At 69.9% G+C, this 19,920-nt stretch carries 20 protein-coding genes; 9 read left to right on the top strand and 11 right to left on the bottom strand.

All coding sequences use genetic code 11. The features are described from left to right. Positions 1-5 precede the first annotated feature (5 nt). Positions 6-446, bottom strand: coding sequence for a DUF6223 family protein (locus BDK92_RS27195; protein ID WP_121159248.1), 441 nt, complete (start codon positions 444-446; stop codon positions 6-8). 230 nt (positions 447-676) lie between these two features. On the opposite strand from BDK92_RS27195, the gene BDK92_RS27200 reads away from it, so the two are divergent. Beyond that, on the top strand, positions 677-1,807 hold the full coding sequence (locus BDK92_RS27200) for a sensor histidine kinase (protein WP_121159249.1): 1,131 nt from the start codon (positions 677-679) through the stop codon (positions 1,805-1,807). Next, a complete protein-coding gene (locus BDK92_RS27205) occupies positions 1,804-2,466 on the top strand; it encodes a response regulator (protein ID WP_121159250.1) in 663 nt (220 codons plus the stop codon). Before BDK92_RS27200 ends, BDK92_RS27205 begins: the two co-directional genes overlap by 4 nt. Positions 2,467-2,614: 148 nt before the next feature. Here BDK92_RS27205 and katG read toward each other — a convergent pair whose 3' ends face one another. The 5 genes from katG to BDK92_RS27230 form a co-directional block, all read right to left on the bottom strand. Next, complete coding sequence (gene katG / locus BDK92_RS27210; protein WP_121159251.1) at positions 2,615-4,891, bottom strand: catalase/peroxidase HPI; 2,277 nt, start codon at positions 4,889-4,891, stop codon at positions 2,615-2,617. Then, positions 4,888-5,343, bottom strand: a complete 456-nt coding sequence (locus BDK92_RS27215) for a Fur family transcriptional regulator (RefSeq protein WP_121159252.1) — start codon at positions 5,341-5,343, stop codon at positions 4,888-4,890. The genes katG and BDK92_RS27215 overlap by 4 nt, the downstream gene beginning before the upstream one ends. A gap of 323 nt (positions 5,344-5,666) precedes the next feature. After that, entirely contained in the window at positions 5,667-6,812 is a 1,146-nt protein-coding gene (locus BDK92_RS27220; protein WP_211349671.1) for an RNA polymerase sigma factor, read from the bottom strand. Positions 6,813-6,820: 8 nt separating this feature from the next. Beyond that, positions 6,821-7,228 carry a YciI family protein gene (locus tag BDK92_RS27225; RefSeq protein ID WP_121159254.1) on the bottom strand — a complete coding sequence of 136 codons (408 nt, stop codon included), beginning with the start codon at positions 7,226-7,228 and terminating at the stop codon, positions 6,821-6,823. A 168-nt stretch (positions 7,229-7,396) separates the two neighbouring features. Further along, positions 7,397-8,755 carry a sensor histidine kinase gene (locus BDK92_RS27230; protein WP_170208695.1) on the bottom strand — a complete coding sequence of 453 codons (1,359 nt, stop codon included), beginning with the start codon at positions 8,753-8,755 and terminating at the stop codon, positions 7,397-7,399. A 190-nt stretch (positions 8,756-8,945) separates the two neighbouring features. Between BDK92_RS27230 and BDK92_RS27235 the strand changes: the two genes are divergently transcribed. The 3 genes from BDK92_RS27235 to BDK92_RS27245 all read left to right on the top strand — a co-directional run bounded on the left by BDK92_RS27235 (position 8,946) and on the right by BDK92_RS27245 (position 11,427). Beyond that, positions 8,946-9,917 (top strand): ATP-binding cassette domain-containing protein, encoded by a 972-nt coding sequence (locus BDK92_RS27235; protein WP_121159256.1) that lies wholly within the window; start codon positions 8,946-8,948, stop codon positions 9,915-9,917. Continuing rightward, entirely contained in the window at positions 9,914-10,708 is a 795-nt protein-coding gene (locus BDK92_RS27240) for an ABC transporter permease (RefSeq protein ID WP_121159257.1), read from the top strand. Before BDK92_RS27235 ends, BDK92_RS27240 begins: the two co-directional genes overlap by 4 nt. Before the next feature lie 239 nt (positions 10,709-10,947). Further along, positions 10,948-11,427, top strand: coding sequence for a heme-degrading domain-containing protein (locus BDK92_RS27245; RefSeq protein ID WP_211349383.1), 480 nt, complete (start codon positions 10,948-10,950; stop codon positions 11,425-11,427). A 22-nt stretch (positions 11,428-11,449) separates the two neighbouring features. Here BDK92_RS27245 and BDK92_RS27250 read toward each other — a convergent pair whose 3' ends face one another. Both BDK92_RS27250 and BDK92_RS27255 read right to left on the bottom strand, forming a co-directional pair. Then, positions 11,450-12,658, bottom strand: a complete 1,209-nt coding sequence (locus BDK92_RS27250) for a DUF1996 domain-containing protein (RefSeq protein WP_121159259.1) — start codon at positions 12,656-12,658, stop codon at positions 11,450-11,452. Positions 12,659-12,802: 144 nt separating this feature from the next. Further along, complete coding sequence (locus BDK92_RS27255; RefSeq protein ID WP_121159260.1) at positions 12,803-13,348, bottom strand: TetR/AcrR family transcriptional regulator; 546 nt, start codon at positions 13,346-13,348, stop codon at positions 12,803-12,805. Positions 13,349-13,578: 230 nt separating this feature from the next. Between BDK92_RS27255 and BDK92_RS27260 the strand changes: the two genes are divergently transcribed. Then, complete coding sequence (locus BDK92_RS27260; RefSeq protein ID WP_121162628.1) at positions 13,579-15,027, top strand: aldehyde dehydrogenase; 1,449 nt, start codon at positions 13,579-13,581, stop codon at positions 15,025-15,027. A gap of 10 nt (positions 15,028-15,037) precedes the next feature. On the opposite strand, the gene BDK92_RS27265 is transcribed toward BDK92_RS27260, so the two are convergent. Continuing rightward, positions 15,038-15,988, bottom strand: a complete 951-nt coding sequence (locus BDK92_RS27265) for a D-2-hydroxyacid dehydrogenase family protein (RefSeq protein ID WP_121162629.1) — start codon at positions 15,986-15,988, stop codon at positions 15,038-15,040. A 211-nt stretch (positions 15,989-16,199) separates the two neighbouring features. On the opposite strand from BDK92_RS27265, the gene BDK92_RS27270 reads away from it, so the two are divergent. After that, the gene (locus BDK92_RS27270; RefSeq protein ID WP_170208696.1) at positions 16,200-16,547 is read left to right on the top strand and encodes an amphi-Trp domain-containing protein; all 348 of its coding nucleotides are present in this window, start codon (positions 16,200-16,202) and stop codon (positions 16,545-16,547) included. Between the two features lie 161 nt (positions 16,548-16,708). Here the strand turns inward: BDK92_RS27270 and BDK92_RS27275 are convergent, their stop codons facing one another. Then, a complete protein-coding gene (locus BDK92_RS27275; RefSeq protein WP_121159262.1) occupies positions 16,709-17,065 on the bottom strand; it encodes a winged helix-turn-helix transcriptional regulator in 357 nt (118 codons plus the stop codon). A 73-nt stretch (positions 17,066-17,138) separates the two neighbouring features. On the opposite strand from BDK92_RS27275, the gene BDK92_RS27280 reads away from it, so the two are divergent. Further along, positions 17,139-18,143, top strand: a complete 1,005-nt coding sequence (locus tag BDK92_RS27280) for a zinc-binding alcohol dehydrogenase family protein (RefSeq protein ID WP_246017268.1) — start codon at positions 17,139-17,141, stop codon at positions 18,141-18,143. A 24-nt stretch (positions 18,144-18,167) separates the two neighbouring features. Here BDK92_RS27280 and BDK92_RS27285 read toward each other — a convergent pair whose 3' ends face one another. Beyond that, a complete protein-coding gene (locus BDK92_RS27285) occupies positions 18,168-19,379 on the bottom strand; it encodes a glycoside hydrolase family 3 N-terminal domain-containing protein (protein WP_246017269.1) in 1,212 nt (403 codons plus the stop codon). A gap of 125 nt (positions 19,380-19,504) precedes the next feature. On the opposite strand from BDK92_RS27285, the gene BDK92_RS27290 reads away from it, so the two are divergent. Further along, entirely contained in the window at positions 19,505-19,918 is a 414-nt protein-coding gene (locus tag BDK92_RS27290) for a type II toxin-antitoxin system Phd/YefM family antitoxin (protein ID WP_121162631.1), read from the top strand. Positions 19,919-19,920 lie beyond the last annotated feature (2 nt).

Genomic DNA, 19,920 nt, shown 5'->3' on the forward strand with positions numbered 1-19,920 from the left:
CCGGGTCAGCCGGTAGGGCGGGAGCGGGCCAGGGCCAGCGCACCGAGGACCATGGCGATCAGGCCCACCAGCAGGGCCACGTAGGCTCCGCCTCGCCCGTTGCCGGTGCCGATGCCGCTATCGGAGGTGGCCACAACCAGCCCGCCGAGGGCCATGCCGATCAGCCCTGCTGCCAGGGCCGCGTAGGCCCTGCCTCGCCCGTTGCCGGTGCCGACACGAGTGGTGGGGCGGGCCAGTGCCAGCCCTCCGATGATTACGCCGGTCAGCCCCAGCACGGCGGCCACGGTCGCCCCGAGTCGCCCGGCGCTCATGGTGTAAACACTGGCGGCAGCCGGTTGGGCCGAGACGTGCGCGGCCGCCGGTGCGGCGAGTCCGAGCCCCCCGAGGAGGGCGGGCGTGGCGGCAAGCACCAGTCGGAGTGACCTCAGGGTTGACGAAAGACTCATGTCCCTCTCCTCTTTCGTGCATCTCGTTTCAGCGGCATGGATGTCGTCTGATCGTGTCGCAGTGCGCGCCCCCGGTCGTCCAGCAGACGGAGGCAATTCGGGCTGCCGCCGACGGCGTCACCCGGCTGCTGTAGACGCCGCAGGCGCCGCGAAGGTACTGCGTTCGCGGTAGGCGGCCGCTCGTCCGCGAGCAGGATTCGCTCGCAGCAGCATCCGGCTAAGGTGCGCGCATGAGCACAGGGCGGTTCGGTGTTCGGGCCGGTGTCAGAGATTGGGCGATGGCCGTTTGCGTGGCGGCGGTGCTGTTGATCGCCGGGCTGTCCGAAAATCACTCCGCCACGGATATTGACCTACTCGGCTACGCGCTGCTGCTGGCTGGCGGCCTGGCGCTGGCCGCGCGCCGCCGGGCTCCGGTTGCCGTCCTGGCCGTCACCGGGCTGTGCGCGGTGGGCTATCAGGCGGTCGGTTTCGACGTGCCCGCCGTCGCGTTCCTGTTCGCGGTGTACGCCGCCGTGCGGGCGGGCCACCGCGTCATCACCGTCGTGGCGGCTGTGATGATGCTGGCCGCTCTTCCGCTCGCGGCCCTCGCCCTGCCACAGGACATGTCCGTGGGCGAGGCGTTCGCCCGGGGCCGGGGCGCCCTCGAGTTGGCTTGGCTGGTCGCCGCCGGTGCCGCGGGTGAAGCGCTGCGGCAGGCCGAGCGGCGGGCGGACGAAGCCGAACGCACCCGGGAGGAGACCGCGCTGCGCCGCGCCGACGAGGAGCGGCTGCGCATCGCGCGGGAGCTGCACGATTCGCTCACACACCAGATCTCGATCATCAAGGTGCAGGCCGAAGTAGCCGTCCACCTGGCCCACAGGCGCGGTGAACAGGTGCCGGAGGCTCTGCTGGCGATCCGGGAGGCCGGTCGTGAGGCGACCCGGGAACTGCGAGCAACGCTGGAGACGCTGCGCGACGATGGCAGGACCCCGCCGCACGGGCTCGACCATCTCCCGGAACTGGTGGAACGGGCCCGTGCGACCGGCCTGGACGCGACGTTGACGATCGCGGGGCAACGACACGAGGTGCCGGCCGCGGTGGACCGGACCGCCTACCGGATCGTCCAGGAGTCCCTCACCAACATCGCCCGTCACGCCGCTGCCGCTACGGCATCGGTCCGGATCGACTACCGTCCGGACGCCCTCGCGATCCAGGTCGACGACGATGGCAGGGCCACGCCGGACAGCGTCCCGGTGCCCGGTGTCGGGCTGATCGGGATGCGCGAACGAGTCACCTCCCTCGGCGGTCACCTGCGTGCGGAACCGCGTGGCGAGGGTGGGTTCAGCGTCCACGCCGAACTTCCGGTGGGCCGAACGTCATGATCCGCGTCCTGCTGGTCGACGACCAGCCGCTCCTTCGCAGTGGCTTCCGCGCGCTCCTCGACGTCGAAGACGACATCGAGGTGGTAGCCGAAGCCGCCGACGGAGAGGACGGCCTGGCGCTCGCCAAGGAACACCTGCCGGACATCGTGCTCATCGACATCCAGATGCCGGTCATGGACGGCATCGAGGCGACCCGGCGTATCGCCGCGGACCCGACCCTGTCCGAGGTGCACGTCGTCATCCTGACCAACTACGGACTCGACGAACACGTCTTCCACGCGCTGCGCGCCGGCGCCGCCGGGTTCCTGGTCAAGGACATTGTGCCAGAGGACCTTCTGCACGCCATCCGCGTCGCCGCGCGCGGCGACGCCCTGCTCGCACCCTCGATCACCCGCAAGCTGATCAACCGGTACGTCACCGAGCCGCTCCACACAGCCGCCAACAGAAGGCTGCAAGGGCTCACGAACCGCGAACGCGAGACGGTTGCCCTCCTCGCGCGGGGCTTGTCCAACGACCAGATCGCCGAACGTATGGTGATCAGCCCGCTGACCGCCAAAACCCACATCAACCGGGCCATGGCCAAGCTGCACGCCCGTGACCGGGCTCAACTCGTGGTCCTCGCCTACGAGTCCGGCCTGGTGGCCCCACGCGACCGCTGACAGTGGCGGCCCGCACGGTTCACCCTCGCGGAGTGACCGACGCTCTGGCCACCGCGATCACCGCCGGCATGCGTGGCGACGCGCCCAATTGCCGACGAGCCCCGGTCAATCGCTGACGGATTGACCGGGGCTCGTCGGTTGGCGACTGTCAGACGAGGTCGAACCGGTCGAGTTCCATGACCTTCGTCCACGCTGCGACGAAGTCAGCCACGAACTTGTCGCGGGCGTCCTGGCTGGCGTAGACCTCCGCCAGGGCGCGCAGCTGGGAGTTGGAGCCGAAGATGAGGTCGACCGCGGTGGCGGTCCACTTCACCTCATCGGTGGCCAGGTCGCGGATCTCGTACACGTGCTCGTCGGACTCCGACGACTTCCACCGGGTGCCCGGGGAGAGCAGGTTGGCGAAGAAGTCGTTGGTGAGCACGCCGGGCTGGTCCGTGAGGACGCCGTGCCGGGTGCCACCCGTGTTGGCCCCGAGGGAGCGCAGGCCGCCGATGAGGACGGTCATCTCGGGAGCGGTCAGGTTGAGCATGTAGGCACGGTCGATGAGCAGTACTTCCGGCTGGGTCTTCTCGCCGGGACGCAGGTAGTTGCGGAACGCGTCGGCGCGCGGCTCGAGGACCCGGAAGGACTCGACGTCGGTCTGCTCCTGCGTGGCGTCGGTGCGGCCCGGGTGGAACGGCACGGTCACCTCGAAGCCGGCTTCGCGTGCCGCCTTCTCGACCGCGGCCGAGCCGGCCAGCACGATCAGGTCGGCGAGCGAAATCTTCGCGCCGCCGGCCGCGTTGAACTCCCGCTGGATGCCCTCGAGGGTGTCCAGGACCTTCGCGAGCTGCTCGGGCTGGTTGACCTCCCAGCTGCGCTGGGGCTCGAGACGGAGCCGAGCGCCGTTGGCGCCGCCGCGCTTGTCGGTGGAGCGGTAGCTCGCGGCGGAGGCCCAGGCGGTGGAGACCAGTTGGGCGGTGGTGAGGCCGGACTCCAGGACCTTCGCCTTGAGGGCGGCAACATCGGCGTCACCCACGAGTGCGTCGTTGACGGCCGGCACCGGGTCCTGCCACAGCTGGGGCTCGGCGACCCACGGTCCCAGGAAGCGGCTGACCGGACCCATGTCGCGGTGCAGCAGCTTGTACCAGGCCTTGGCAAAGGCCAACGCGAACTCGTCGGGGTTCTCGAGGAAGCGGCGCGAGATCTTCTCGTACGCCGGGTCGAAGCGCAGCGACAGGTCGGTCGTGAGCATCGTCGGCTTGTACTTCTTCGACGGGTCGTAGGCGTCCGGGATGATCGCCTCGGCGTCCTTGGCGACCCACTGCTTGGCGCCGCCGGGGCTCGTGGTGAGCTCCCACTCGTAGCCGAAGAGGATCTCGAAGAAACGGTTGCTCCACTGCGTCGGCCGGTCGGTCCAGGTCACCTCGAGGCCGCTGGTGATCGTGTCACGGCCCTTGCCGCTGCCGTGGGTGCTCAGCCAACCGAGGCCCTGCGCCTCCAGCGGGGCCCCCTCGGGCTCCGCGCCCACGTGGCGGTCGGCGACGCCGGCACCGTGGGTCTTGCCGAAGGTGTGGCCGCCGGCGATGAGGGCGACGGTCTCCTCGTCGTTCATCGCCATCCGGCCGAAGGTCTCGCGGATGAAGTGTGCCGCCGCCCGGAAGTCCGCACTGCCGCGAGGACCCTCGGGGTTGACGTAGATGAGTCCCATCTCGGTCGCGCCGACGCCCTGCGCCATCTCCGTGTCGGAGACGTAGCGCTCGTCGCCGAGCCAGGTGTCCTCCGGGCCCCAGAAGATCTCCTCGGGCTCCCATACGTCCTCGCGGCCGAAGCCGAAGCCGAAGGTCTTGAACCCCATCGACTCAAGGGCGACGTTGCCGGCGAGCACGAGCAGGTCGGCCCACGAGATCTTCTGGCCGTACTTCTGCTTGACCGGCCACAGCAGCCGGCGGGCCTTGTCGAGGTTGGCGTTGTCGGGCCAGCTGTTGAGCGGAGCGAAACGCTGACCGCCGTCGCCGGCCCCGCCGCGACCGTCCTGGATGCGGTAGGTGCCGGCGGCGTGCCAGCTCATCCGGATCATCAAGCCGCCGTAGTGGCCGAAGTCGGCCGGCCACCAGTCCTGCGAGGTGGTGAGAACCTCGACGATGTCCTGCTTGAGGGCGTCGACGTCGAGCTTCTCGAACTCCTTGGCGTAGCTGAAGCTCTCCCCGAGCGGGTTGCCCTTGGACGAGTTGGCGTGCAACACGGAAAGGTCGAGCTGGTTGGGCCACCAGTCCCGGTTGGTACGCGGACGACCGCCGGTCTTCGGGGTCGGCGAGTCGATCGCCGGGTTCTCGCTCTCACTACCGTGTGCGGTAACGGAGTCGTGCGCGACCGGGCAGCCGGCCGCTTCCTTCTGGTCCACGCCCTGTGCGCTGGAGGGACCATTGTTCTGGGTGTCGCTCATTTGCTTCCTTCCGAGCTGGCGAATCGCTGGGGCGTGCGTTCGGTCGCGCAGTCGGGGCAGGTGCCCCAGTAGACGACCTCCGCCTCGTCGACCACGAAACCGTGGTCGTCCGAGGCGGTGAGACAGGGAGAGTGGCCGACGGCGCAGTCGACGTCGGCGATCGCACCACAGGAGCGGCAGACGACATGGTGGTGGTTGTCCGCGACCCGGGACTCGTAGCGCGCGGTCGCACCGGCAGGTTGGATGCGCCGCACCAGACCGGCGTCGGTGAGCGCACGTAGCACGTCGTATACCGCCTGGTGGGAGACTGTGGGATGTTCCGTCCGTACCAGCGCGATCACCGTGTCGGTGTCGACGTGCGGGTGGTCGCGCAGTGCGGTGAGCACCGCCAACCGTGGCCGGGTCACGCGCAACGAGACCGCCCGTAGCTGCGTCTCGAAGTCCGACGTCACGTGATGAACATAGCCCACTGTTCTGGAACGGATCAAGTTTGGCTCCAGTTCCAACCCGTACACCTCGGTGACGCTGCGTGCAGGGAGCGACCACCGTGGTTGAGCTCACGATACGAGTGAGCAGCCGTTCTCGCAGCCAGTTGGATTACGACCTGTTTTCATCAGATTGTGATAGTGCGGGAGTGGCGTCAGCGGACTACTTGAGTGGTCTGTCGGATCTCCCTGTATATCGGTGACCCCCGCCGGCTCACTCTGAGGCGACCGCTCCGAACCCGGGGCCGGAGCGGTCGCCAAGTGCTGCGGACAAATCCGAGCGCGACCCGTCAGCGATGCCCACGGGCGTTGAGCCGAGCGGCCTGGCGTGTCAGGTGGTCGCGCTCGGCGAGGTTGGGTGCCCTCCGGGCCGCCTCGGCGTACAGCCGTGCCGCCGTCGTCAGGTCGCCGTCGCGCTCGTGGAGGTGCGCCGCGACCGCGGTGTGGCGGGGCAGTGAGTCGTCCAGCGCCACGAGTGCTGCCAGGCCGGCGCGCGGTCCGTCGGCCTCGCCGACGGCCACCGCGCGGTTGAGCCGTACGACGGGGTTGTCGGTCAGGCGCGCGAGCTCGTCGTACCACTCGACGACCTGTACCCAGTCAGTCTCCTCGGCGGTGGGCGCGTCGGCGTGGAGTGCGGCTATGGCGGCCTGGGCCTGGAACTCGCCCAGCCGGTCGCGGGCGAGGGCCGCCTGCAGGATCCCGACGCCCTCGGCGATCGACTCGGTGTCCCACCGACCGCGGTCCTGCTCGGCGAGCGGCACCAGGCTGCCGTCAGGCGCGGTCCGGGCGGCGCGCCGGGCGTGGTGGAGCAGCATGAGGGCGAGCAGTCCCGCCACCTCGGGGTGGTCGATCGCGGCCGCGAGCTGCCGGGTGAGCCGGATGGCCTCGGCGGCGAGGTCGACGTCGCCCGAGTAGCCCTCGTTGTAGACCAGGTAGAGGACGCGTAGCACGGTGGCGACGTCGCCGGGCTGGTTGAACCGCACACCGGAGACGGTGCGCTTGGCCCGGCTGATGCGCTGCGCCATGGTCGCCTCGGGCACCAGGTACGCCTGTGCGATCTGGCGGGTGGTCAGCCCACCGACAGCGCGCAGCGTGAGCGCGACCGCGGACGACGGCGTCAGCGACGGGTGGGCGCACAGGAAATAGAGCTGGAGCGTGTCGTCCACCATGGGCGCGGGCCCGGGCGTCGGCTCCTCGTCGAGGAGATCCTCACGCCGGCGGCGGGCGGCGTCCGCCCGGGTCGCGTCGAGGAACCGCCGCCAGGCCACGGTGACCAGCCAGCCCTTCGGGTCCCGAGGCGGGTCGGCCGGCCAGACGCGGACCGCCTCGACCAGCGCGTCCTGCACGGCGTCCTCGGCCGCCGCGAAGTCGGCTCCGCGGCGGACGAGGATCCCGAGCACACCCGGCGTGAGGCTCCGTAGCAGAACCCCGTCCAAGTGAGAGGTCATTCCGTGATTGTGCATGCCTCGCCCAGGAACGGGCGCAGCTCGAGCCACTCGTGGATCGGCTTCCCGCCCGCCCCGGGGGCGGCCGACAGCTCCCCGGCCAGCTCGATGGCGCGCTCGTAGCTGTCGACGTCGATCACCATCCAGCCGGCGATGAGGTCCTTGGTCTCCACGAATGGGCCGTCGGTGGCCGGCGGGCGACCCTCGCCGTCGTACCGGACGAACATCCCCTCGGGGGCGAGCGCCTGATTGTCGACGAACTCGCCGGTCCCCTCGAGTCGGGCCGCGAAGTCGCGCATGTACTGCACGTGGGCCGAGATCTCCTCCGGCGTCCACTGCTCCATGGGTACGTCGTTGGCCGGAGCCGGGGCGCCGCGGTAGTGCTTGAGCAGCAAATACTTGGCCATCGTGTTTCTCCTCGGCGCTGGTACGACCCATTCTGGTCGCGTTCGTTGCGGGGACGGAACCAGCCACGGGTTCTCGACATCGCTGCGCGAATCTTTCTGAGTTTCGTAGCTGAACCTCGGTGGGCCGGGTCGCGATTCGCGAGCAGCACCCGGATCGGGGTCATCGGGCTACGCCCGCTCCAGGCGGTCCTTCGATACCAGCACGCCGTCGGCGAAGCAGAGCCGGTAGAGGTGGTCCACGTTTGTTACCAGACCGGTTCCGGCCTGGTAGTAGACGCAGCTCGCGCCGGTCGGCGGCTCGGCGATCACTCGCGGTGCCTCGCCGAACTCGCGCGGCGGCAGCAGCGGCTCGATCTCCGCCCGGGGGCGGCCGAGCCGCAGCTGGTCGTACTGATCGTCCGGAAGTCCGGTCCGCATCACGGTGAGCAGCTGTACGACGGCAAGCCCCGCGACCAGCGCGAGCCCGACGCCCAGCGGCAGCGCGGCGGTCTGCAGCTGCCGGCGCCGGGTCAGCCGGTTGCTGACTCGCAGTGCGAAGCCGGACTGGCCACCGTCGTCGGCCCGTGGCCCGGCGTCATCGGGTAGCACCGCGCTCACCGACCAGCCGCCGCCGGGTCGTGGGCCGGCGTCCAGTCGGCCACCGACCAGCCGGACCCGCTCGTCCAGCCCGATCAGTCCCTGCCCGGTGCCGCTACCGCCGGCCGGCTGCGCCGGTGCCTCGTTCGCGACCTCGACGAGGGTGCCGGCGCCGTGCCGGGCGAGCGTGACGGTCACCGTGGCGTCGGGTGCGTACCGGGCCGCGTTGGTCAGCGACTCCTGGACCACCCGGTGGGCCGCGAGCCTGGTCATCGGCGACCACCCGGGGACCGGCTCGTCGTGCTGGAGCCGCACCCGCAGTCCGGCCCCGGCGGCCCGCCGGACCAGGTCGTCGATGCTCTCGTCCGCCGGCTGCAGGGCGGCGGCGTCCGTGCTACCGAGCACCTGGACGATGTCGTGCAGCCGGTCCGTCGCCCGGACCGCGCCGGCCCGCAGCTCGCCGGCGGCCCGGCGCTGCGCGTCGGTGAGGTCCGCCGCCAGCTCCAGCGCACCACCGTGCAGCGCGATCAGGGCCAGTTCATGCCCGAGCGAGTCGTGCATGTCCTGCGCGATCCGGGCCCGCTCGCGCAGCCGGGCCTGCTCGGCAACGATGCCGTGGTCCCGCTCGCGCTGCTCCGCGCGCAGTCGCCGGTACCGGCCGACCCACCAAGGCAGCACCGAGGTGACGAACGCGCCCATCACCAGCGTGAGCCAGGTCGAGCTGGGCTCGGGTGAGCGCCAGAACGCGAGCGCGAGGCCGATGAACGCCACAGCGGTGAACACCCACAGCGCGAGCGCGAGCGAGGCCATCCGCCGGCCGGCCGGGTAGGCCAGCATGATCATCACCAGCGGCAGCCAACCGCCGCCAGCGGCCAGCGCCTCCGACATGGACAGCCCGGCCGACGCCGCCAGCAGCGAGGCCCAGGCCAGGTCGGCTCGCCGGTATCGCACTCCGCCCACCCTACAAGTCACGGCTGGCCGGCACCCCTGACGAAGGTAAGGGGTGCCGGTCTGACGGAAGACCGATGTCCCCGGCGGGCCGGCCTCAATAGCCTCGACGAGCACCACCCACCGTCCGGTGCCGGACGAAACGACCGAAACACCGAAACACCGAAACACCGAAACACCGACCAGGAGACACATGATCACCGCTCGCGGCTTGAACAAGCGGTACGGCGAAAAGCTCGCCGTCGACGACCTCTCCTTCGAGGTACGCCCAGGCACCGTCACCGGCTTCCTCGGTCCCAACGGGGCGGGCAAGTCCACCACCATGCGACTGATGCTGGGTCTGGACCGTGGCTCCGGAGAGACGCTGTTCGACGGTCGCCGGTTCGGCACCATCAAGCATCCGATGCGCGAGATCGGCGCGGTACTCGAGGCGAAGGCATTCCACCCCACCCGCACCGCGCGCAACCACCTGCGCATGCTCGCGGCCGGCAGTGGCATCCCGGCCTCCCGAGCCGACGAGGTGCTCGAGTTCGTCGGCCTGTCCGACGTGAAACGCAAGCAGCCCAAGGGCTTCTCGCTGGGCATGGCCCAGCGGCTCGGCCTCGCGCAGGCGCTGCTCGGCGACCCCGGCACGCTGATCCTCGACGAGCCGGCCAACGGTCTGGACCCGCACGGCATCCACTGGCTGCGCGATGTGCTCAGGTCGTTGGCCGCCGAGGACCGCACCATCTTCGTCTCCAGCCATCTGCTGTCGGAGATGTCGCTGATGGCCGACCAGTTGGTGGTCATCGGGCGCGGCAAAATGATCTACAACGGTGACGTTGACGGTTTTGTCAGGAAGTTCACCCAGACGAGCGTCCTGGTCCGGACGCCGCAGGCCGAGCAACTCGCGGACGCGCTGCGTGGGGTCGACCGCGTCACCGTCGACGCTCTCGGCGACGGAGCGCTGCGGGTCGGCGGTGCCGACCCGGCCGCCATCGGCGAGGTGGCCTACCACGCTGGCGTCATGCTGCACGAGCTGACTCCCCAGACGGCGTCGCTGGAAGCGGCCTTCATCACCGCGACCGGCGCGTCCGAGGAGTACGTGGCGCACGAGCCCACCGGCGCGTCGCCGCCATCCGGGCCGCCCGCGGCCGGCCACGGCACGTACGGGGGTGTCGCATGAGCGACGCGCTTCGGTTCGAGTGGGTGCGGCTGCGCACCCTGCGCTCCACGTACTGGCTGATCGCCTCGGCGCTGGTCCTCAACGCCACCGCCGCGTTCCTGGTCGCGTTCGTGACCCGCGACGACCCGTTGGACAACGACATCGTCGGCACGGCGATCACCAGCGGCGGCGCGAATCCGCCGGTGCCACTCGCGGCGGTCTTCATTGCCGTCATCGGCATCCTCGCCACCGGTCACGAGTACCGGTACGGCACGATCCAGCCGACCCTGACAGCGATCCCGCGGCGCTCGACCGTGCTCGTAGCCAAGATCATCGTTGTGGCGGCGGTCGCGACAGCCTTCGCGGTGGTGTCCATGATCGCCAACGTCGCAGTGGGAACGGTCTTCTGGGGCGAGTTCCCGGATCTGACCAGTCACCCGCTCGATGAGGCGCTGCCGGGGTATCTCATCCTGGTGCTTCTCTGGGGGGTGTTGGGCACGGTCCTGGGACAGCTGTTCCGTGGCGTGGCGTCACCGTTGATCCTGATCCTGGCGGTTCCACTGGTTGTCGAACAACTGATCTTCAGACTGTCGTTCGTTCCGGCGCTGGACTGGTTGCAACCGGCAGTCAAGTTCCTTCCGTTCCTCGCCGGTCAACAGTTGGTCAACCTCAGCGGAGAGGCCGGCGGCACCACCGTGGCCGGGTCCGGGTTCGAGCTGTTCGACCGGTGGGCCGCCGGTGGCGTCTTCGCCACGTTCGTCGCGATCATCCTCATCGCCGCCCGGACCTTGTTCGAGCGCCGCGACGCCTGACGGGACGGCACGGCGGGTTGGGCGGCGGCGGATGGCCCGGCTTGCCACGTGGGCGGTGTTGCCGGCGGTGCCGGCGACCGTGGGAGCCGGGCCGCCGGGGGAGCGCCACGACCAGTGCCGCCGGTACGCCCGGGACCCGGCTCCTCGTGAACGGTCCGGCCGCCGGCAGACCGTGAAGGCGCTGGCTGGCGCTCCCTCTGTTTAGATGTTCCGACGAACGAGGAAGGGAGCGGTACGCCGTGACGCCAGAGCTTCAGGAGCAGGAGCAACGCCTCCAGTTCGACCGCTTTGACCATGACGACGCCTGGGACCTGGGAAATCGTCTGGTCGGGCTGGCCAGAGAGCGCGGCCATGCTGTCACCGTCGACATCCGCCTGGGCGACCAACAGCTCTTCCACTACGCGTTTCCCGGCACCTCCGCCGACAACGACGACTGGATCGAACGGAAGATCCGCGTCGTCCGTCGGTTCGGACACAGCTCCTACCTCGTCGGCCAGACCTACCGAGACCGCGGCACCACCTTCGAGGAACAGTCCCACTTCGAAACCGCCCTGTACGCCGCGCACGGCGGCTGCTTCCCGATCATCCTCAGGGGCACCGGCCCGGTCGGCACCGTCACCGTCTCGGGCCTGCCCCAGCTCGACGACCACCGCCTTGTCGTCGAGGCCATCGGACTCTTCCTGGACGCCAAGGGCTCCGAGGAGCAGTCTGTCTCGTGAACGGCTCCGTCTCGCCGTCGCGTTACTTCTGGTATCCGTAGTTGTCGCAGGTCCGGCGCTGGAGAACGCAGTTTTTGGTGCGCTTGTTCATGGTGTCGACGTCCCACATCACAAACGCGTCACCGTGCATCGACGAGGCGCTCTTACCCTCCTTGTCCGAGGAGAGGTAGTAGCCCGCCGGGGTGCCCTTGGCCCCGTACCGGATGTCGAAGGTGATTGCCGGGATCTTCACCGGGTGACTGCGTGGGCAGGTGTTGCCGGCGCCGTACGCCACATGGTCCTTGTGGTTGGGGCTGTCCAGGTGCTTGCCGTCCCAGCAGTCCGGGAACTGCATCATGAAGTGCAGCGTGGCGTCCCCGCCACAGATGGGCCAGTTGCCGTTGGTGCTGCGGGCGATGCCGTCGAGGTCGCCGGGGCCGTAGAAGGCGCAGTAGAACTGGCCGGTCGCGCCGCGCGGCGTCGGTTTCTTCTTCTTGGCGTCGCCGGTGATCATGCGCAGACCGTTGGGCATCGGCATCTGGCCCGTCGAGTTCGACATGTGCGAGCGGTAGTAGACCCGGAAGCCCGTGGTCTCGACCGGCTTGCCGGTCGCGTTGTCGTAGAGCGTCGGCACCCAGTAGGCGGAGTGGTCCTGGACCGGCTTGCAGGAGGTGGCCGTGAACTTCGTCAGGTCCTCGGCCACGGTGTTCGCGTCGACGGCCTTGTTGCCGACGAAAGAGTGCATGTGCGAGGCGCCGGGCAGGCCGGGGGCGACAATCGGGTCGTCCGGCAGCGAGTGACTGTACTGACAGTCCGCCCGGAACTCCGGGAGGTTGCCCACGCCGGCCGGAACGGGGTCGACCTTCAACGCGTTGTACGCGCTGACCTGCGCCTTCCACGCCGTGTTGTCAACCGGGACCCAGCCGGTCCTGGGGATCTTCGGAGCGGTAGCGGCCGAAGCCGTAGCGGCTGCGGACGGCGTCACGGAGGCTGAGACGGAGGCGGACGGCGACGCGCCGAGCGCCTCCGCCTGCGCGGCCGACGGTGGGGTGTCCACGAGGGCGTTGGCCGCGTTCGACACTTCGGGTTTGGTGGCGGCGTCGGCGAGGTACACGACTGCGGCCGCGACGACGATCACGACGGCGGCCACGCTGGCGGCCATGCTCCGCCTGTCCCGGGCGAGCCGCCGCAGGAGGCCCGGACGGGACGGCGGTGGGCTTGCTTCGGGTTCGCGGAACGAGGTGTACGACACGGGTCACTTCTCCAGAAGCAAGGCACGACAAGCCGACCGGACGGCCACGGCCGCCGTATGTTAGGCGCTCTCCGCCCGTACCCGATAGGTTCTTAAACCTTCCTTAAGCACTCGGCCGAAGGACTGGACCTGTCCTCGGGTGGGTCAGCGCTTTCCGACTCCGTCGAGGAAGGTGGAGACGACCACGTCGGCGGCCCGGCCCGGCGCGAGGTCGGCGAAGTCGTGCGCCGCGTTGTCCACGAGTCGACCGAGCGTGGCCAGGGCCCAGCCGTCCGGGAGGTCCGCTCGGATCAGGCCCTCGTCGACCGCGCGGGCGAGGAAGTCGCGCAGGCGGCCGGTCTGCGCGTCGGCCCGCTCGGCCGCCTCCGGGTCCTGTCGGATCAGGCGGCGCAGGTGCAGGGGCCACTGACGGCTGACCGGGATGATCGATTCGACGTAGCGGTGCAGCGCCACGACGACCGGAGCCTCGGTGAGTCGGGCCTCGTCGAGCACCTTCTCCGAGGCGTCGAGTTTTGCCACGTAGACGGCGGACAGGAGCGCGTCCCGGGTCGGGAAGCGTCGGTAGACGGTGCGCCGGTCGACGCCCGCCTGCGCCGCGATCGTCGCGATGCTCGTCGCCGGGTCGTCCGCGAGTAGTCGTGCACCGGTGTGCAGGACTGCGTCCAGATTGCGTACGGCATCGGCTCTCATCGCGCTAACTGTACCGTCGGTGTGGCGGAAAACCGCCGCTGAGCTGTTCTCTTGTGACGGTCACGGCCGACCGGGGCGCCCTCCGCTACGAAGCCGGGGTGTTTGGCATCGTCTGCCCGTTATCAGATGCTGGCCGAATGAAGTGTCACACACTTGTGGCGGTTGAGTGGCGCTAGAGCCGCGTCTGGCTAGCATTTGTGGAGACGAAGGTCTGCCAGCAGGAGGACATCATGATCATGCGCGACAAGCTCTACATCGGTGGCACCTGGACCGCCCCGAGCAGCCCCGACCTGCTCGACATCCGCTCGCCCCACGACCAGTCGCTGGTCGGCCGTTCGGTACAGGCGTACCCGGTCGACGTGGACCGCGCGGTGTCCGCGGCGCGCCGGGCGTTCGACGAGGGCCCCTGGCCGCGTACCTCCCCGAAGGAGCGGCAGGAACTGATCATTCGGCTCAACGGGTTGCGGGAGGCACGCGCCGACGAGATCGCCGAACTGATCACGAAGGAGCGCGGCAACCCGCACTGGTTCAACAAGGCGGGGCAGGCCGGACTCACCCGGCAGGCGCTCGGCTACCTCAAGGCCGCCCGCGAGTTCGGCTGGGAGGAGACCCTCGAACCCTCCGTTCCCGGCGCGTCCTTCCGCAGCGTCGTACGCCGCGAACCGACCGGCGTGGTCGCCGCGGTCATCCCATGGAACTCGCCCTACTCCGCCGCGCTGGCCAAACTGATCCCCGCGCTCCTGGCGGGCTGCACGGTCGTGCTCAAGACATCGCCCGAGAACTCGCTGAGCATGATGGTGCTGGCGGAGATCTTCGACGAGCTGGGTCTGCCCGAGGGCGTGGTCAGCATCCTTCCCGCCGACCGCGAGACCAGCGAGTACCTGGTCGCTCATCCCGGCGTCGACAAGATCTCCTTCACCGGCTCCACCCGGGCGGGCCGGGCGATCGCGGCCGTCGCGGGTCAGCAGCTCAAGCGGGTGGGGCTGGAACTCGGCGGGAAGTCGGCGATGATCATCCTGCCCGACGCGGACCTCAAGCAGGTCGTACCGTCGCTGAAGTTCTCCTCCCTGGCCAACAACGGCGAGGCGTGCATCGCGCAGACCCGGATCCTCGCCCCACGCGCCCGGTACGAGGAGATCGTCGCCGAGCTCAAGGACCTGCTGGAGAGCCTCAAGGTCGGTGACCCGTCGGACCAGGACACCTTCGTCGGCCCGCTGGTCCGGGCAGACCAGCAGGAGCGCGTACGTGACTACATCCGCCTCGCGGTCGAGGAGGGTGCGCGGCTGGTGACCGGTGGCCCGGAGTCCCCGGAGGGACTGGAACGGGGCAACTACGTCAAGCCGACGCTCTTCGCCGACGTCGACAACTCCATGCGGATCGCCCGCGAGGAGGTCTTCGGTCCGGTCCTCGTGGTGATCCCGTACGAGGACGAGGAGGAAGCGGTCCGCATCGCCAACGACTCCGAGTACGGTCTCAGCGGCGGGGTCTGGACCGCCGACGACGCCCACGGCCTGGAGATCGCCCGACGGGTGCGTACCGGCACGTTCACGGTCAACGGGGCCCCGATCGGCTTCGACGGTCCGTTCGGCGGCTTCAAGACCAGCGGCGTCGGCCGGGAGTACGGTGCGGCCGGCCTGACCGGGTACGTCGAGCAGAAGACCATCACCGTCCCCGCCTGAGGGAGCTCGCTCAGAGCACCCGCACCGGACTTCCGGCGAGGAAGGCGTCGATGTCCTCCACCGCGTCGCCGTAGAACACCCGGTAGGTCTCCCGGGTGACGTAGCCGAGGTGCGGGGTCAGCACCGTGTTCGGCGCCGTGCGGAGCGGGTGGTCGGCGGGCAGTGGTTCCACGTCGAAGACGTCCAGCCCGGCGCCGCCGATCCAGCCCTCCCGTACCGCGGTGAGCAGGGCGGCTTCGTCGATGATCGGGCCCCGTGAGGTGTTGACCAGGTACGCGTCCGGGCGCATCGAGCGCAGCTCGGCCTCGCCGATCAGGCCCCGGGTCCGGTCGCTGAGCTGGAGGTGGACGGTCACGATGTCCGAATCCGCGAACAGCTCCTCCTTGCTCACCGCGCGTACGCCCAGTTCGGCGGCGTGTTCGGGCCGGAGGTTCTGACTCCAGGCCACGATCTGCATCCCGAACGCCCGACCGACCGTCGCCACCTGGGCGCCGAGTCGACCCAACCCGACCACGCCGAGAGTGTGCCCGGCCAGGTCGCCGCCGATCGTGCTCTGCCAGCCGCCGGTCCGCACCCGCTGTGACTCGGCCGGAACCTGACGTACGAGTGCCAGGATCAGGGCCCAGGTGAGTTCGGCGGTGCCGGTGCCCACCCCACGGGTGCCGGTCACGGTGACGCCCCGTCGCTTGGCCGCCGACACGTCGATGGCGACGTTGGCCATCCCGGTGGTGACCAGCAGACGTAGCCGGGGCAGTCGGTCGAGTACGGCCTCGGGGAAGGGGGTCCGTTCCCGCATCGCCACCACGACCTCGGCGTGCGCGAGCCGTTGGACGAGAACGTCGGGGTCGTCGACGTGCTCGGTGAGAACGGTCAACTCGACCCGCTCACCGAGCCTCTCCCAGCCACCGAACTCGCGTGCCGCGTTCTGGTAGTCATCGAGCACCACGACCTGAACGGCCATCCCCGCCTCCCACGACATCCCGGCCCGCCCGGCTGTGGACACATCCGCAGGTGACGGCCTTTCCGTTCGACGATCATGGCATGGTCCGGCGGGCGTCGCACCGAAGGCCGAAAAGTTCACATCCAGTCCGCGCCCGGTGGGTGTCAGCCCGGCGGCTTCCGGGTCGGACCCCTGCGCACCTCGTCCTCAGTGGAATGCGAGCATGTCCGCCATGGAAATCTACGAGGACGCCCGTGAGGTATCGCGGGCCGATCTGGCCGCGTGGTTGCGTCAGCTGGCGAGCCAGCTGGAGACCGGTGGACAGCTCTTCTACGGTGCCGCCGGTGCGGTGACCGTCGCCGACCAGGTCCGGTGCGAGCTGGAGATCGAGCGGGAGAGCGACACGGAGATCTCGGTCGAGATCGAGTTCTCCTGGACCACCCCCGCGCCGGCCGAGGCCCCCGAATCGTCCGACGAGGCGGAGGCTACGGAGAAGGACGAGGAAGCGAAGGACGCGGAGGAGAAGACCCCGGAGGAGAAGACCCCGGAGAGCGACGCCAAGCCCACCGAAGCGGCATAGGCGGGCGTACGGTCCGCTCGCGGATCTTCGTGGTGGCGGGACCACCCACGCCGCTGGACAGGTAGGTCGAACGGCTCGTCACCGCAACCGGTGACGAGCCGTTCCGATGCCGAGCCGTGGCGGGTGCCGACCCGCCGTTGTCCGGCGCCGGGTCACCTCGGTCACCCGGGAAAGCGGTCGATGTTCTGCTCGACCCAGGTACGCAGGTGCGCCAGGGGTTCGCAGGCGTCCCGCCCGAGGGCGGTGAGCGCGTACTCGACGTGCAGTGGCACGGCGGGGTAGACGGTCCGGTCGACCAGGCCGTGGTCTTCGAGGCGCCGGAGGGTGTGGGTGAGCACCTTGGGGCTGATGCCCTGTAGGCGGGCGCGGATCGCGCCGAAGCGCTGCGGCCCCTGCTCGAGCGCGCCGAGGGCGAGGGCGCTCCACTTGTTCGCGAGCAGGTCGAGCATCTCCCGGCAGGGGCAGGCGGCGGCGTAGACGTCGCGGGTCCCGCAGGTCTCGGTGGCGCTGTGGTTCATGCGGGCACCGTACTACCCGACGGAAACTACGATCCCTTGACGGTAACTATCGCGTCGGGGATAGCGTCGGCGTATGAACGATGTAATGCGTGCGGTGGGTTACCGCCGGAACCTGCCGATCACCGACCCGGAGAGCCTCCTCGACGCAGAGGCCCCGATTCCCGCGCCCGGCCCGAACGATCTTCTCGTACGGGTGGAGGCGGTCTCGGTGAACCCGGTCGACGTCAAGGTCCGGGCCGGCGTCGACCCCGGCGGTGAGCTGAAGGTGCTCGGATTCGACGCGGCCGGCGTGGTCACGGCGGTCGGCGACCGGGTGAGCCGGTTCACCGTCGGCGACGAGGTCTACTACGCGGGCTCGATCGGCCGGCCGGGCAGCAACGCCCAGTACCAGGTGGTCGACGAGCACGTCGTCGGACACAAGCCGACAAGCCTGTCCTTCGCCGAGGCGGCGGCGCTTCCGCTGACCACGATCACCGCCTGGGAGGCGCTCTTCGACCGGTTCGCCCTGACCGAGAAGAGCACCGGTACGCTGCTCGTCCTCGGGGCGGCCGGCGGCGTCGGATCGGTGGCGGTCCAGCTCGCCCGTACCCTGACCGAGCTGACCGTGGTCGGCACCGCCTCCCGGCCCGAGTCCCGCCAGTGGGTCACCGAGCTGGGCGCTCACCAGGTGGTCGACCACCGGAACCTGGTGGAGGCGGTACGGGCCGTCGCCCCGGACGGCGTGGACTATCTGATCAGCCCGTTCACGGCGGGCAACATCGAGCGCTACGCCGAGATCGTCCGGCCCGGGGGGCACATCGTCGCCATCGACGAGCCCGAAGGACTGGACCTGCTGCCGCTCAAGGCCAAGAGCATCAGCTGGCACTGGGAGTTCATGTTCACCCGGCCGCTCTTCCTCCCCACCGACCCCGCCCAGCACGAGCTGCTCGAAGAGGTGGCGCGGCTGGTGGACGCCGGACGGGTGCGTACCACGATGACCAGTCAGCTCGGGCCGATCAACGCGGCGAACCTGCGGCGGGCGCACGAACTGGTGGAAACCTCCTCGACCATCGGCAAGCTGGTCCTCGCCGGCTTCTGACCCCGGTGCCCGGGTCGACGTCGGTCAGCTCTTCGGACGGAGGGCGTCGACCCGGGCCACCGACTCGTCGATCCGGGCCTCGGTGATCCGACCGGTACGGACCAGGTTGACGACGTCGTCGAGGGTCTGGTTGACGATGTTCGGGTCGTACGTCTGCTGGTTGCCGAACACCAGCAGGTCGAGGCCGGCTTCGAGGGCCAGTGCGACCGCCTCGTCCCGGCCGAACTTGCTGGAGATCGCGACGGCCTGCATGTCGTCGCTGACCACCGGTCCCTTCCAACCGAGCTGGCCCCGGAGCAGGTCCGTCACGACGGCCGGTGAGAGCGAGGCCGGGAGCTTCGGGTCGAGCTGGCTGTTGAGTAGGTGGCCGACGAGGATGGAGTCGACGTTGCCGCTGGCGATCAGCTTCTGGTACGGCTCCAGCTCGTTGCGGTGCCAGGTCCTGCTCACGTCGACCACCGCGAAGTCGGTGTTGCCGGTGGCGCTGCCCAGCCCGGGGAAGTGCTTGAGTGAGGTCTTCACCCCGGCTGCCCGGTGAACCTGGATCTCCTCGGTCGCGTTGGCGACGACGATGTCCGGGTTGGCGGAGAAACTGCGGGCCAGCTTGCCGATCGCCGGGTTGTTCGGGTTGACGTCGAGGTCGACGACCGGTGCGTAGTTGAGCGTGATGCCGACCGACGTGAGGCTCCGTACGAGCCCCTGGGCCCAGGTGCGGGTGGCCGCCGGGGAGTTCTCCGCCCCGATCTCGGCCTCCGAGCGGGTGGCGGGAAATCCGTTGCTCGGATTGAGCCGGGCGACCCGGCCGCCCTCCTGGTCGATCGAGACGATCAGCCGTCCGGGAGAGGCCTGTCGCAGGCTCTTGACGAGCGCGGTGACCTGCGCCGGTGAGGTGATGTTGCGTGGGGCGTCGGTCTTGAGGTCGCGGTCGAAGAGGATCACGCCGCCGAGACCGTCCCGGACCGCTTTCATGACCCAGTCGTCGGCGCCGAGCTGCTCGCCCCGGAAACCGACCACGAGCAGGCTCGCGATCTTGCGACGTAGTGCCGCCTCGTCGAGCGGCGCGGTCCCGGCCGCCCGGGAGGTGGGCGACTGGGGCGAGCCGGGCGGCTGGGGGCTCGGCCGGGGCCTGGCGGTCGTCCCCGATCCACAGCCGGCGAGACCGGCCGCGACCGCGGCGGAGCCGGTGGCCGTGAGCAGCAGCCGGCGGGTCAGGCGGGCATCCTTCACCTGGTTCACGCTACGACCGTCGTGGTGGCCCGGTAGCCATATCGTGGCTCTTCGACGCCCCCAGGGGGACAAAGCCGAACCGGTGAAGGCCCGGGAGTCGGGATTGTGTCGTACCCCGGCGGTTACATGTGTTCATGGCTGCCCCCGCCCTGGCCCAGGATCTCGACCGGTCCCGCGTGCTGTCGCTGCGCGAGGCCCGCACCCGGCTGACCCAGCTTGTCGCCCTCGCCGAACTGACCGACACGGTCACGGTCATCACCCGCGACGGCGACCCCCGACCGATCGCCGCGATCGTGCCGGCACCGGCGGCGCGCACCGCGGCGCGGGCCCGCGCCGACGCCGACCGGGTCGCCGAGGTCACCGCCGGCTGGGCCCGCCGCCTCGACGAACTGCACCAGCAGAGCGCGCGTCGGCACGCGGCCGAACTGCGGGCGGTGACCGACGCCCTCGCCGAGGCGTGGGCCGAACTCGACCGCCGGGTCGTCCCCGGAGGCGATCCGGCCCTGCTGCGGCTACGCGCGGCCCACGCCGACCTGCTACGCGGCTGAGC

The sequence above is a fragment of the Micromonospora pisi genome, assembly GCF_003633685.1.
Lineage (GTDB): Bacteria > Actinomycetota > Actinomycetes > Mycobacteriales > Micromonosporaceae > Micromonospora_G > Micromonospora_G pisi.